Below are 12,561 nucleotides of genomic sequence, written 5' to 3' on the forward strand. Positions count from 1 at the left end.
AGCCATGCGCAGCGTACAGCAGCCCTTCCCCTCTTAATTTTTTTACCAATCTGTGCTTTGATGTACTTATTGTTTTTTTATTCATGAGTGTCATCATGCAGCATCCAACCTCCGCTGATATTCAACGCGTACGTGAATTTCTTCTCGATTTACAGGCGCGCATCTGTGCCGCGTTAGAACAACAGGAACGGGCCGGCGGCGGTACGGCTGAATTTGTGATTGATGACTGGCAGCGCCCTGAAGGGGGCGGTGGCCGTTCCCGGGTCTTACAAAATGGCAGCGTGATTGAAAAAGGCGGGGTGATGTTCTCGCATATCAATATCTCCAAACTACCTGCCTCAGCAACCGAACGCCATCCTGGCATTGCCGGTGCCAAAGCGCAGGCCATGGGTGTATCTCTAGTGATTCATCCAAAAAATCCAAATGTCCCAACCTCACATGCCAATGTGCGTTTATTTGTGGCCGAACCCGAAGGTCAGGACCCGATCTGGTGGTTTGGCGGTGGGTTTGATCTGACCCCGTTTTATCCGAATGATGAAGATGTCCTGTCCTGGCATCAGACGGCACATGACTTATGTGCGCCCTTTGGCGAGCAGGTCTATGCCGAACATAAACAGTGGTGTGATGACTATTTCTATCTGAAACATCGCGATGAACAGCGTGGAGTGGGCGGCCTGTTTTTTGATGATTTAAACCAGTGGGATTTTGACACCTGTTTTGAATATATTCAGGCGGTGGGCAATGGCTATCTGGAAGCGATTTTGCCGATTTTTAAACGCAATCAGGATAAACCTTATACCGAAGCGCAGCGTGAATTCCAGCTCTATCGTCGTGGCCGCTATGTGGAATATAACCTGGTCTATGACCGTGGTACGCTGTTCGGCCTGCAAACTGGCGGCCGAATTGAATCCATTCTGGTCAGCTTGCCCAACCTGGCCGGCTGGAGTTATCGCCCGGAATGGGATGCCGATTCCGCAGAGAAAAAACTCACCGACTATTATTTAAAGCCGCATGACTGGCTACGCGAACTACAATAAGTTTCTAAAAAGCTACCGCAAATAGCGGTAGCTTTTTTCTTGCAACACACGCTTGCAAGGTGCATACATTTAAATATATTTGCATACACTTTTTCGCCAACTCTTCATAAGACTTTCATTTAAAGCGAGTAGACTCTATAGTCTTGGTTTAATGTGTCTGGCAAAAGATGGAATTGAGCCAGTATCGATTTAAGGAACGCTCCCATGCTGCAAAATTTCATTGCTCAACACAAAGGCCTGCTGTTCTGGCTGATTCTCAGTATTCTAGTCTGCTCTCTCAGCATTACCTTTATTTTCGAACATCCTTTAAGTGACAGCCTGTCGATTGTGGCCAGTGTTTTTGCCCTGATTGCTCTGGTTTTTACTTCGGTCTTACTGGTTTTAGACACCATTCTCGATATCTGTAATCCTTAAGCCGTCACAGGTTTACAGATCAGACTGCTTTATTGATCTTTTTATTTTTCTCTATTCAATTTTCTCTTCTTTTTTTACCTTATCCCCCCTTCCCTGCCCGACACCCGATTGTGTCGTTTTGCTTATTGGATTTATTCCAATTGTTCATCATTTACAGGCTTTAGCCCCTGCCCGATTTGGCGTATATTGATGAGCATTTCAGCACATGGATCATGTGAAAATGCGCAAACAATTTGCCGTTGTGGGCAACCCGATTGAACAGTCCCGCTCTCCAGAACTGCATCATGCCTTTGCCGAAAAAACCGGGGTTGATCTGGTCTATCGCAAACGCCTGGCACCGCTGGATGGTTTTGAAGCCAATATTCGTGAATTCTTTGCCGAAGGTGGGGTGGGTATGAATGTCACCGTGCCGTTTAAAGAACAGGCCTTTGCCTTGTGTGATGTGCTCAGTGAACGGGCCAAAACCGCCAAAGCTGTAAATACCTTATGGATGCAAGATGGCCAGCTGCATGGGGACAATACCGATGGCCAAGGGCTGGTCGATGCCATTCGGGCGCTGAACTGGAATTTGAACAATACCGAAATTCTGATTATTGGTGCCGGCGGCGCCACCCGTGGCGTGATTTATCCGCTGGTTCAGGCCGGCGTCAAAAAAGTGGTGATTGCCAACCGTACTCTGGCGCGCGCCGAACAGCTGGTGGCTGATTTGCAGCAAGCCGTACCACAGGCCGAACTGTCTGCCATTGGTCTGGATGCCCTGGCTGGCGAGTTTGACATTGTCATTAACGCGACATCGGCCAGCTTGAGTGGCGATGCCTTAATCCTGCCGGATGCGCTGCAATTTCAACATGCTTATGAAATGGCTTATGGCAAGCCCTCCAGTTTTCTGGAACAGGCCAAGGCCCGTCAGATTCCAACCTCGGAAGGCTTTGGCATGCTGGTTGGACAGGCAATTGAATCGTTTTCAATCTGGAATGGGGTCAAACCCGATTTAAAAGATTTTCTTTAAAATCTGCGATTTTTCCCGGAAAAAGAACCGATCTTGCACGGTTCTTTTTTATGGCTGAGATTTAGGCTGCACAATTAACCCGCATTATGATTGGATTTAATGACACAAATATGGCAACCGTTTTGCCCAGATTTAAACACCTTGCCGGCCATTAGGCTTTGGTCCTAGATCATGCTCACTTATGTTTTATTTTGTTATAATTTAAATAAATAGAATACAAAAAACAGTGGTGACAAGGGCAGGATTTTCTCCTAAATTAGAACTGATCCCACGTCTATAAGATTCTATTGATTCGCTTTTCTGACATTTTTAACTGAATTCAACATCAATGTATTTTGATGCGCAGTGTGAATAATCAAACTATCCGATCAGATAATCCAAAACTATTTTTAAATCAGGATTAATGTTATGCCAGCATATAAAGCGCCTTTACACGACATTCGTTTCTTAATGAATGAAGTGTTTGACTATCCAGCACATTATCAAACTTTGTCTAACGGTGAAGCAGCAGATCCAGAAACAGTCGACATGATTCTCGAAGGGGCGGCTGATTTTTGTGAAAATGTCCTCTCTCCTTTGAACCAGACCGGCGACCAGGAAGGCTGTCATTTTGAAAATGGCGAAGTGAAAACGCCAAAAGGCTTTAAAGAGGCTTATGACCAGTTTGTGCAAAGCGGCTGGCAAGGTCTATCTTATCCTGAACAGTACGGCGGTCAAAACCTGCCAATGTCGTTAAACCTGATCAAATCTGAAATGATGGGCACAGCCAACTGGTCATTCCAGATGTATCCGGGTTTAAGTGTGGGCTGTATCAACACCATTATCCAGTACGGTACAGACGAACAAAAAGATACCTATCTGCCGCATCTGGTGGCAGGCACCTGGTCAGGAACCATGTGTTTGACCGAGCCACAATGTGGTACTGACTTAGGTCAGGTGAAAACCAAAGCGGAACCGCAAGCCGATGGTACTTATGCCATTTCAGGCACCAAAATCTTTATTTCTGCCGGCGAACATGACCTGACCGAAAATATTGTCCATATTGTCTTGGCGCGTTTACCGGATGCTCCGGCCGGTACCAAAGGTATTTCCCTGTTTATCGTACCGAAATTCCTGCCATCTGCAGACGGTGGCGTGGGTGAGCGTAACCCAGTGACCTGTGGTTCAATTGAACACAAAATGGGGATTCGCGCGTCGGCAACCGCGGTGCTGAACTTTGACAATGCGGTGGGTTATTTAATTGGCGAACCAAACAAAGGCCTGCATGCCATGTTCACCTTTATGAATACTGCCCGTATTGGTACCGCGATTCAGGGGATCTGTCATGCGGAACTGGCCTTCCAGGGTGCTTTACCGTATGCCAAAGAACGGATGTCAATGCGTGCCCTGTCCGGTAAAAAAGATCCGGAAAAAGTGGCCGATGCCATTATTCACCATGCCGATGTGCGCCGTATGCTGCTGACGCAAAAAGCTATTGCTGAAGGTGGTCGTGCCATGATTTATCATGCCGCACAAATTGCCGACAAAATGACCGATGCACTGGAGCGTGGCGATACCGCTGCCTTTGAACAGCATGATGATCACCTCGGTTTCTATACTCCAATTCTAAAAGGCTTCCTGACTGAAATGGGCTATGAAGCCGCCAACCACGGCATGCAGGTTTATGGCGGTCATGGTTATATCAAAGAATGGGGCATGGAACAGATTGTACGTGACTCGCGTATCTCAACCCTGTATGAAGGCACCACCGGTGTACAGGCGCTTGACCTGATTGGCCGTAAAGTACTGCTGACCTCAAAAGGTAAAGTGATTCGTGACTATACCGCAGAAATTCTGAAATTCTGTGGTCAGCACGCCCGTAATAAATACATGCGCCGTTTTGCCTGGGACTTAACCAAGCTATGCGCGCAGTGGAATGCCCTGACGGTACGCATCATGCTGGCGGCACGTAAAGACCGCGACATCGTCTCAAGTGCCTCTGTCGACTTCCTGATGTTCTCGGGTTATGTGATGATGGCTTACTTCTGGGCACAGCAGGCGGCCGTTGCATCGGCCAAACTGGCATCGAATGATGGCGCAGAAACCCCAGAATTCTACAAAGCGAAAATCAAAGTGGCAGATTTCTACTTTGAACGCTTATTGCCACGTACCCAAGGTCATGCCGAAGCGATGGTCAATCCATCTAAAACCATGACTGCATTAGCACCAGAACATTTTAGCTTCGACTACTAAGTCAAAGCCCCAAAAAGAAAAGACCGCGCAAGCGGTCTTTTTTATGGATGCTGTAAAAACAGTGAATATCCTAAGCGAAGGTTTTGGATTGTTATAAAAACTCTTCCAGCACCGAATTTAAAAACACATGCCCCTGTTCAGTACAGACCAGCCGGCTGGCATCTTCCACCAGCAACTTGCGCTGACGTAGTGAGGTTAATACCGGTGCCAAATCATCCAGACTTAAACCGGTACGTTCTGCATAAAGTTTCGCATCGACGCCGGCATTCAGGCGCAGTGCATTCATCATAAACTCGAACGGCATCTCCTCAACGGTAATCCGTTTGAACTGTCCATGCTCGGCCGGCACCTTGGCCAGATAATCTTTTGGCAGACGGGTTTTCTGGAAACGGTATACCCCATCTGGTCGGGTGACTTTGCCATGTGCGCCAGCGCCAATCGCCAGATAATCGCCAAATTGCCAGTAATTCAAATTATGTGCCGAAGGTCGCTCCTTCCGCCATGCCGACACTTCATAATTGATAAAACCATTGGCCTTTAAATAGGCCTCACCCTGTTCCTGAATCGCTTCCAGCACCTCATCGACCGGTAAAACCGGCTGGGTGCGGAAAAATACGGTATTCGGTTCAATGGTCAGCTGATACCAGGAAATATGGGTCGCGCCCTGCCCAACCGCCAGCTTTAAATCATTTAAAGCCTGTTCCAAAGTCTGCTCCGGCAAACCATGCATCAAATCAACGTTAATGCGCTGAAAGCCGGCCTCACGCGCCAAGTGAATCGCTGAAAGCGCATCGCTCTGGCTATGAATCCGGCCCAGTTTTTTTAGATGATCGCTATTAAAACTTTGTACCCCAATTGACAGGCGGTTAATTCCCGCTGCCAGATAACCGGCAAAAGGATCATGTTCAATGGTGCCCGGATTGGCCTCTAAGGTAATTTCGCAATCGTCTTGAAACGGCAACAGCGCTTTAAGCTGTGCAAACAGCCATTGATAGCCAGCTGCTGAAATCAGCGATGGCGTCCCCCCACCAATAAACACACTGTGAATTGCACGACCCTGGGCAAATTCCAGCTGCGTATTAAAATCGGCGACCAAGGCTTGTAAATAGTGCTGCTCCAAATCCAGTGACAGTTTGCCATCCGGGACGGCATGCGAGTTAAAGTCACAATACGGACACTTGCGCACGCACCACGGCATGTGAATATAGAGGGACAAGGGCACAGACGCAGGATTCAATTCAGCCAAGGAACAAGCTCAAAAACAGCAAAGGAAGATGCATATTTTAACATGACTGCATCAGGACACCGATAAAATCTCACAGCGAATACCGCTACACTAGAAAAAATTACAGAAGAATTAGCGTGTTAGAATGATGAAAATATCTTCGCAATTACTGCTTTTAATGCCGCTGGCCATGGGGATCGGGATTGCCATGACCCTGCAAACCGCCATCAATACCCAGCTACGCGAATATTTATATTCTCCTTTGCAGGCTGCCCTTTTCTCGTTTTTGGTTGGTACAATAGTGCTGGCTATTTTGGTGTTTTTTCAACAGGTTCCCAAACCCAATCTGCACGAGATCGTCCATTTGCCCTGGTATATGTGGCTGGGCGGTGTGTTAGGGGTCTATGCCATCAGTTTAAGTATTTATGCAGCACCGAAACTCGGCTATCTCACCCTGACCGGTTTAATCCTGTTTGGTCAGATTGCCATGTCGATGCTGGTCGATCATTTTGGTGTCCTGGGCACAGAAAAAGCACCCATCAACTGGCAACGTCTTCTGGGTGGCGTGGTGATTTTTATAGGTGTGCTTCTCACTTTACAACGCTAATCGCTCTGTTCTAAGCACATGATGAATATGGGTAATAACTGTGGCTACGCTTGGCAGCACACGTTTTGAATTAAAACAACTGTTCCGTTTAATGATTCCGATTCTGGTGACGCAATTTGCCCAGGCCGGTCTGGGGCTAATTGATACCATTATGGCCGGTCAGTTTTCACCGACCGATTTAGCCGCAATTGCAGTCGGTGTGGGGCTGTGGCTTCCGGTGATGCTGCTGTTTAGCGGCATCATGATTGCCACCACGCCGCTGGTGGCCGAGGCCAATGGTGCGCGTACACCGGAAAAAATTGCCACCATTGCCCGGCAATCGTTATGGGTGGCGTTTATTTTGGGCTGGATTGCCTGCCTGATTTTACAGCTGGCACCGCTGTTATTGCCGCTGCTTGGAGTACCAGAAAGCCTGCAACCGAAAGCTGGACTGTTTCTGCATGCCATTGGGTTTGGTATGCCGGCGGTGACCATGTATGCTGCGCTACGTGGCTATTCCGAGGCGCTGGGTTATCCACGGCCGGTAACGGTCATCAGTCTGCTGGCGCTGGTAGTACTGGTGCCACTGAACCTGATCTTTATGTATGGTTTAGGGCCGCTGCCTGAACTGGGCAGTGCCGGCTGCGGCTTTGCCACGGCCATTTTACAGTGGCTGATGTTTATTACCCTGGCGCTGTACATTTCCAAAAGCAGCGCCTACCAAAGCACCCAGATTTTCACCCGCTGGGAACCCATCGACCGTTACTGGATGAAACGGATTTTAATGCTCGGCCTGCCGATTGGTTTGGCAATTTTCTTTGAAGTCAGTATTTTCAGTACCGCGGCCATTGTGATTAGCCCCTTAGGGGAAACACTGGTGGCGGCGCATCAGATTGCCATGTCGGTGACCTCACAGCTGTTTATGATTCCAATGTCTCTGGCCATTGCACTGACCATCCGCATTGGCACCTATTATGGTGAAAAGAACTGGGCTGCCATGCGCCGTGTACAATATTTGGGGCTGATTACCGCAACCCTGCTGGCCTTTATGACCATGAGTATTATGTGGCTGTTCCGTCCGGAAATTATTTCGATTTATACCTCGGATGTCGATGTGGCACAGGTGGCGATGTATCTGCTGCTGTTTGCAATTGCCTATCAGCTGATGGATGCCTGGCAAATCAGTGCAGCCGGCTGTTTGCGCGGTATGCAGGACACCAAAGGCCCAATGTGGATTACCATGCTGGCCTACTGGGTCATTGCCTTTCCGGTCGGGGTGTATTTTTCCCGCTTTGGCAGCATGGGCGCCGCCGGGGTCTGGGTCGGCCTGATTGTCGGCTTGAGCGTGGCCTGTGTACTGTTATTGATCCGGTTGTATATGAACAACCAGCGCCTGAGTCAAAGCAGCTAAGCGATTCGCCTCTCATCATCTTTAGCCGGCTATTACCGCCGGCTTTTTGATGTGCAATATTTAGTGAATTTGCTTATTAACAATTTAAAGTAGGCTTTTCACCCAACTGCCGGTATGCTCAAGGCAGATAGTCAAGATGATCTTAAGGAACCTCGCATGGCAAAAACGGCTAGTACACCGGGTCGTCGCTTTATGAAACTGGCCAGTATGACCGCCAGTATCGCCACCAAAACTGTTTCCAATTCAATTAAAAACTTTTCTGCCGATGATGAGCAGAAAAATGCCGCACGCAGCAAACTGTTTCAGGATATTGGCATCCAGATTGCCGATACCTTGGGAGAAATGAAAGGCGCGGTCATGAAAGTGGGGCAAATTGCCTCGCAATATAAAGATATTTTCCCACCGGAAGTGGCACGGGCCATCAGCAAATTACAACGTCAGGCACCGCCGATGCCTTTTGCCGAAATTCAGGCACAAATCGAAAAAGAACTGGGCAAGCCCCTCGCGCAGATTTTCCAACATTTTGATGAAACCCCATTTGCCGCCGCGTCCATTGGCCAGGTACATAAGGCAATTTTGCCGACGGGTGAACAGGTGGTAGTGAAAATCCAGTATCCGGGTGTCGATGAAGCCTGTGAAAGTGACCTGAAACAGGTGCGTCTGGCCTTGCGTTTAATGGGTGTGTTAAAAATTGACCGCAAATTGCAGGACAAACTGTTCCAGGAAATTCAGGACAGTCTGGACAATGAGCTGAACTACCAGATTGAAGCACAAAACCTGGAAGTGGCGCGTACCTTCCATCAGGCGCTGGACAGTAAAATTATTATTCCGCAGGTCTTTAAGGACTATTCGACCCGGCATATTTTAACGTTAAGTCTGGAACAGGGTGACAGTATTGAAACCGCCAGCCAGTGGCCACTGGCGACCCGGAATGAACTGGGACGCCGGCTGTTTCGCGCTATTGGTCAGGAAATTTTCTATCTCAAGCGTTTCCACTGTGACCCGCATCCGGGTAACTTTGCCTTCCGTGAAGATGGCAGCGTGATTATTTATGATTACGGCGGTGTGAAGACCTTGTCCAATGACATTGTGCAGCATTTTAAAGCGCTGATTCAGGCCGGCCGTGCCCAGAATATTGCCTTAATGGAACAGGAACTGACTGCCCTGCACTCCCTGTCCGAGCAAGGCAAATTCCCGCCAGAACTGTATCAGGCCTGGCTGGAAGTGCTGATGCGCCCTTTGACCACCGATTATGATTTTGCCGAAAACTCGGCCCATCATGATGGTATGGAACTGATGAAACCCTCGTTAAAATATTGGGATGTATTCAAGCCATCACCCGATACCTTAATGGTCAACCGCACGGTGTCGGGTCATTACTGGAACCTGATTCATTTAAAAGTGCATGACAATTTAAATGATCTGTTTGAAGAACTGGTTCCACCACACGCTTAAACCATATATTAAAAACCACACTGAGCCCGAATGACCCATTCGGGCTGACTTTACTTTTTATTTGTTACGTTATAACATTACATTATTCAGCAAACATGAGGAATTGTTATGCGTCCAGAGATCCATCCCGAATATCAGGAAGTGCTGTTTCACGACACCAATGCCGATGCCTATTTTATTATTGGCAGCACCCTGAAACCGCAGCAGACTAAGGAATATCAGGGCAGAATCTATCCCTATATGACCTTAGATATTTCCAGTGCTTCGCATCCGTTTTATACCGGCGAGCAGCGTCAGGCCAGCAATGAAGGCCGTGTTGCCAGCTTCAATAAACGCTTTGCCCGTTTTAAACGCAGTAAGGACTAAGCCACGCAGTAGAAAAAAATTGGCATACACATCTTTTATGAAGTCTAGACCTTTATCTCCAGCTAGGCTTCATTTTTTATTTTATACAATTGATTTCCCTGTTTTTTATTTCGTATTTAATAGCGCCTGAAACAGATAAAAACCCACCACCAGGCAAAGCACACCCAAAATCACACTTGAGATCACATACATTAATGCCACACTGGTGTGTCCCTGTTTCAGCAATTGAAAAGTTTCCAGTCCAAAACTGGAAAAGGTAGTAAAGCCACCTAAAATCCCGACCATTAGAAACAGTCGCAGCTCCTGTTGTAGTACCGGGAACTTTTGGCTGAAGGCAAAAAATATTCCTGCAGCAAAACAGCCAAGCAGATTCACCGACCAGGTCGGCCAGGGAAATAACACACCGGGCTTAAATAGCCACAGACTCAGGCCATAGCGCAGACTCGCCCCAATTGCTCCACCCAATGCCACCCAAAGCCAATTCATGTCGTGTTGATTCCCATGTGTATAACTGCCATTTTATCCACAAGTTGGGCCAAAGCGCAGATTTTTTCATCTGCCGGGTGCAAAAATTGAGGCCGAAATAGGCTAAACCCCTGTGAAAAAACATGCTATTGTCGCAGGGCTTTTACCAATTTTTTCTATGGATTGAGAACATGATGGCTCAAGATTTATTGGCCCAGCTGCATGCAGGCAAAGCGAACTTTGCCGATGTAATTGCCTATATTGATGCACGTTATACCCACACGCCAACTGCGTTTAGCAATGGCCAGCAACACAATGCGGCCACTGAAAACCAGGGCAGCGCCAAAGTGCTGAGTTTTGCCAAATTAAATGGTTTAGATCATGCGCAAACCTTAAGCCTGTTTGCTGAACACTATGCGGCGGTACTGGCCACGCCTGAAGCCACCGATCACCAGAATATCCGCCAGTTTATGCAGCAAGGTTGGGCTGGTGTACAGTTTGAAGGCGAAGCGCTGACGGCCAAATAAGCCTTTAAAACGAAAAACCTCTAAAACAGAGGTTTTTTTATGTCTGATGTTCAGGTTTTAAGCTACGCGCACCCGGCATTTCCATTCTGCCAAGGGAAGCGGCTCTCCCGCCCTAGCCTGTTTTAAATGAATGAGTCCTTCACCCACCTGAACCGCGCGAAAACGAAAGGTTTTTTCTCCAGCGGCATTTAACTGCGCGGAGTCATGCTGAGCATTTTCTGTATCCGCGTGTAGATACAAGGTTTCCAGCTTAAAGATGGACGGATGTTGCATCACCGACCAGTGATAGCCGGTGGCTGGATTTTCTGCCAGACGCAATTCCAGGGTTTCCCCGATCTTTAAGTTTAACAGTGCCGGACATTGCTGATCGGCATGATAAACATGAGTACCATCGACCGGGGTGCTGACGCTGCCACAACCGCTGAGGGCCAACAGCCCCAGCCAGCTACAGAGAATGAGTGTCTTGCTATGATTCATCCACCTATGATTCATCAACATTCCCCTGGTGCTACATTTTACCGGTCAGGCCACATTAACTGCGTTTTACTTTTTCAATCCACTGGATTGAACTGACCCGAAACACTTCACAGGCACCATCACCTGTATCGGTCGGGGTGAGTGACGACGTCCAAACCATATCTTTGTCTTTAACTTCCACCAGTTCCCCGCTTAAACGCACCAGATCACCACGTTTGACCTGTTTAATCTGTTTGGCAATGTTCGGATTGGCTGGAATGATGTGCATATTGGAAACCATCTGCATGGCCTGCTCTGCCGGCACCGGCAAACGATCCATCTTCCAGTTTAAATAGCGGTCGTACTGATTTACCGTAATATGCCGGGCAATTTCCGGCTCTGCAAACAGGCCCCAGCTCACGGCATAATCAATCGGAGAAAACTTGGCCTGCTCATCATCGGTATAGGTTTTTGAACCTAAAATCCGGAAATCGCCACGAAAGGACTGCAAGACCGAAATCGACTGATCGGCAGATGCCGGCGCTAACCCTTTGGCAATATTATAGTCGACCGATGCCATGGCACTGGTCTGTAACAAGGCGGCCGTCATAAACGAAATAAGTCCAAAGCGCAGCTTCATGAGAGTCTCAGATCCTTCAGTCAGAACAGATATATCTTTGATATTAATCGATGTTGATCAGCAGAAAATAAAGAAATGGTAAGAAAATGGTTATCTTTGGTCTCATTTTTGTCTTTGCCTGCGCGGCTCAGTTAAAATAAACATAGATTAAATAAAAATATGTGATTTCAATGCTTTATAAATTCTATCAACAGCATATTTTCCCACACCTGCTGAATCAGGTGATGCAGACGCCGAGCCTGATGGATTTACGCCGTGAATTGCTGCTGCCAATTGAGGGTGAGGTACTGGAGATTGGCTTTGGCACCGGGCTGAATTTACCCTTTTACCAAAATGTCGATGTAGTCTATGCGCTGGAGCCAAACCTGGAGATTTTCCAGCTGGCCGAAACACGGATTCGTGACAGTGCCATTCTGGTGGAGCATCTGGCTGGCAAAGCTGAGCAGCTGGATTTTGCCGATAATCGTCTGGAGCATGTAGTATCAACCTGGACCTTATGCAGCGTGCAACAGATTGAACAGTGTCTGGCCGAAATTTATCGGGTACTGAAACCGGATGGTTGCCTGCATCTGGTCGAGCATGTGCTGCATCCTGAAAATTTATATATTCAACGCTTGCAGCATCTACTCACGCCGCTACAAAAACGGCTGGCGGATGGCTGTCATCTCAACCGCGATCTGGCGCTGCTGTTACAGCAGGCCGGTTTTGAACAAAACTAAGAGCGCATTCTCGCTCTTT

14 protein-coding genes are annotated in these 12,561 nt (G+C 47.9%); 10 read left to right on the forward strand and 4 right to left on the reverse strand.

Features of this window, described 5'->3' with window-relative positions; genetic code table 11:
* Positions 1-95: 95 nt before the first annotated feature.
* The 4 genes from hemF (at position 96) to GA693_RS10370 (ending at position 4,692) form a co-directional block, all read left to right on the forward strand.
* Complete coding sequence (gene hemF / locus GA693_RS10355; protein WP_104470047.1) at positions 96-1,037, forward strand: oxygen-dependent coproporphyrinogen oxidase; 942 nt, start codon at positions 96-98, stop codon at positions 1,035-1,037.
* Positions 1,038-1,241: 204 nt separating this feature from the next.
* Positions 1,242-1,451, forward strand: a complete 210-nt coding sequence (locus tag GA693_RS10360) for a hypothetical protein (protein WP_104473167.1) — start codon at positions 1,242-1,244, stop codon at positions 1,449-1,451.
* 220 nt (positions 1,452-1,671) lie between these two features.
* The gene (gene aroE / locus GA693_RS10365; RefSeq protein ID WP_160240930.1) at positions 1,672-2,460 is read left to right on the forward strand and encodes a shikimate dehydrogenase; all 789 of its coding nucleotides are present in this window, start codon (positions 1,672-1,674) and stop codon (positions 2,458-2,460) included.
* A gap of 408 nt (positions 2,461-2,868) precedes the next feature.
* Positions 2,869-4,692 (forward strand): acyl-CoA dehydrogenase C-terminal domain-containing protein, encoded by a 1,824-nt coding sequence (locus GA693_RS10370; RefSeq protein WP_016658512.1) that lies wholly within the window; start codon positions 2,869-2,871, stop codon positions 4,690-4,692.
* A gap of 91 nt (positions 4,693-4,783) precedes the next feature.
* On the opposite strand, the gene hemW is transcribed toward GA693_RS10370, so the two are convergent.
* Positions 4,784-5,938, reverse strand: coding sequence for a radical SAM family heme chaperone HemW (gene hemW / locus GA693_RS10375; RefSeq protein ID WP_160240929.1), 1,155 nt, complete (start codon positions 5,936-5,938; stop codon positions 4,784-4,786).
* Between the two features lie 127 nt (positions 5,939-6,065).
* On the opposite strand from hemW, the gene GA693_RS10380 reads away from it, so the two are divergent.
* The 4 genes from GA693_RS10380 to GA693_RS10395 all read left to right on the forward strand — a co-directional run bounded on the left by GA693_RS10380 (position 6,066) and on the right by GA693_RS10395 (position 9,735).
* Positions 6,066-6,524, forward strand: a complete 459-nt coding sequence (locus tag GA693_RS10380) for a DMT family transporter (RefSeq protein WP_016658510.1) — start codon at positions 6,066-6,068, stop codon at positions 6,522-6,524.
* Between the two features lie 91 nt (positions 6,525-6,615).
* Positions 6,616-7,914: an MATE family efflux transporter gene (locus GA693_RS10385; RefSeq protein ID WP_160241785.1), complete on the forward strand. Its 1,299-nt coding sequence runs from the start codon at positions 6,616-6,618 to the stop codon at positions 7,912-7,914.
* A gap of 156 nt (positions 7,915-8,070) precedes the next feature.
* Entirely contained in the window at positions 8,071-9,369 is a 1,299-nt protein-coding gene (locus GA693_RS10390; protein ID WP_016658508.1) for an ABC1 kinase family protein, read from the forward strand.
* A 108-nt stretch (positions 9,370-9,477) separates the two neighbouring features.
* Positions 9,478-9,735, forward strand: a complete 258-nt coding sequence (locus GA693_RS10395; protein WP_005180368.1) for a type B 50S ribosomal protein L31 — start codon at positions 9,478-9,480, stop codon at positions 9,733-9,735.
* A 105-nt stretch (positions 9,736-9,840) separates the two neighbouring features.
* On the opposite strand, the gene crcB is transcribed toward GA693_RS10395, so the two are convergent.
* Positions 9,841-10,221 carry a fluoride efflux transporter CrcB gene (crcB, locus tag GA693_RS10400; RefSeq protein ID WP_160240928.1) on the reverse strand — a complete coding sequence of 127 codons (381 nt, stop codon included), beginning with the start codon at positions 10,219-10,221 and terminating at the stop codon, positions 9,841-9,843.
* 173 nt (positions 10,222-10,394) lie between these two features.
* Here crcB and GA693_RS10405 point away from each other — a divergent pair, with 173 nt between their 5' ends.
* On the forward strand, positions 10,395-10,727 hold the full coding sequence (locus GA693_RS10405) for a HopJ type III effector protein (RefSeq protein ID WP_035363454.1): 333 nt from the start codon (positions 10,395-10,397) through the stop codon (positions 10,725-10,727).
* Between the two features lie 57 nt (positions 10,728-10,784).
* Here the strand turns inward: GA693_RS10405 and GA693_RS10410 are convergent, their stop codons facing one another.
* Positions 10,785-11,204 (reverse strand): protease inhibitor I42 family protein, encoded by a 420-nt coding sequence (locus tag GA693_RS10410; protein WP_075175564.1) that lies wholly within the window; start codon positions 11,202-11,204, stop codon positions 10,785-10,787.
* Positions 11,205-11,259: 55 nt separating this feature from the next.
* Positions 11,260-11,793 (reverse strand): hypothetical protein, encoded by a 534-nt coding sequence (locus GA693_RS10415; protein ID WP_370459245.1) that lies wholly within the window; start codon positions 11,791-11,793, stop codon positions 11,260-11,262.
* Between the two features lie 200 nt (positions 11,794-11,993).
* Here GA693_RS10415 and GA693_RS10420 point away from each other — a divergent pair, with 200 nt between their 5' ends.
* The gene (locus tag GA693_RS10420; protein WP_160240926.1) at positions 11,994-12,542 is read left to right on the forward strand and encodes a class I SAM-dependent methyltransferase; all 549 of its coding nucleotides are present in this window, start codon (positions 11,994-11,996) and stop codon (positions 12,540-12,542) included.
* The last annotated feature ends 19 nt before the right edge of the window (positions 12,543-12,561 follow it).

The sequence above is a fragment of the Acinetobacter indicus genome, from assembly GCF_009914475.1.
Classification (GTDB): domain Bacteria; phylum Pseudomonadota; class Gammaproteobacteria; order Pseudomonadales; family Moraxellaceae; genus Acinetobacter; species Acinetobacter indicus.

What these genes read in the sequence shown, in the direction of transcription:
- GA693_RS10370 (WP_016658512.1), top strand. Translation starts at nt 2,869, where the DNA reads ATGCCAGCATATAAAGCGCCTTTACACGACATTCGTTTCTTAATGAAT.
- crcB (WP_160240928.1), bottom strand. Translation starts at nt 10,221, where the DNA reads ATGAATTGGCTTTGGGTGGCATTGGGTGGAGCAATTGGGGCGAGTCTG.
- GA693_RS10420 (WP_160240926.1), top strand. Translation starts at nt 11,994, where the DNA reads ATGCTTTATAAATTCTATCAACAGCATATTTTCCCACACCTGCTGAAT.
- hemF (WP_104470047.1), top strand. Translation starts at nt 96, where the DNA reads ATGCAGCATCCAACCTCCGCTGATATTCAACGCGTACGTGAATTTCTT.
- GA693_RS10385 (WP_160241785.1), top strand. Translation starts at nt 6,616, where the DNA reads ATGATTCCGATTCTGGTGACGCAATTTGCCCAGGCCGGTCTGGGGCTA.
- GA693_RS10390 (WP_016658508.1), top strand. Translation starts at nt 8,071, where the DNA reads ATGGCAAAAACGGCTAGTACACCGGGTCGTCGCTTTATGAAACTGGCC.
- aroE (WP_160240930.1), top strand. Translation starts at nt 1,672, where the DNA reads ATGCGCAAACAATTTGCCGTTGTGGGCAACCCGATTGAACAGTCCCGC.
- GA693_RS10410 (WP_075175564.1), bottom strand. Translation starts at nt 11,204, where the DNA reads ATGAATCATAGCAAGACACTCATTCTCTGTAGCTGGCTGGGGCTGTTG.
- GA693_RS10395 (WP_005180368.1), top strand. Translation starts at nt 9,478, where the DNA reads ATGCGTCCAGAGATCCATCCCGAATATCAGGAAGTGCTGTTTCACGAC.
- GA693_RS10405 (WP_035363454.1), top strand. Translation starts at nt 10,395, where the DNA reads ATGGCTCAAGATTTATTGGCCCAGCTGCATGCAGGCAAAGCGAACTTT.
- GA693_RS10415 (WP_370459245.1), bottom strand. Translation starts at nt 11,793, where the DNA reads ATGACGGCCGCCTTGTTACAGACCAGTGCCATGGCATCGGTCGACTAT.
- GA693_RS10360 (WP_104473167.1), top strand. Translation starts at nt 1,242, where the DNA reads ATGCTGCAAAATTTCATTGCTCAACACAAAGGCCTGCTGTTCTGGCTG.
- GA693_RS10380 (WP_016658510.1), top strand. Translation starts at nt 6,066, where the DNA reads ATGAAAATATCTTCGCAATTACTGCTTTTAATGCCGCTGGCCATGGGG.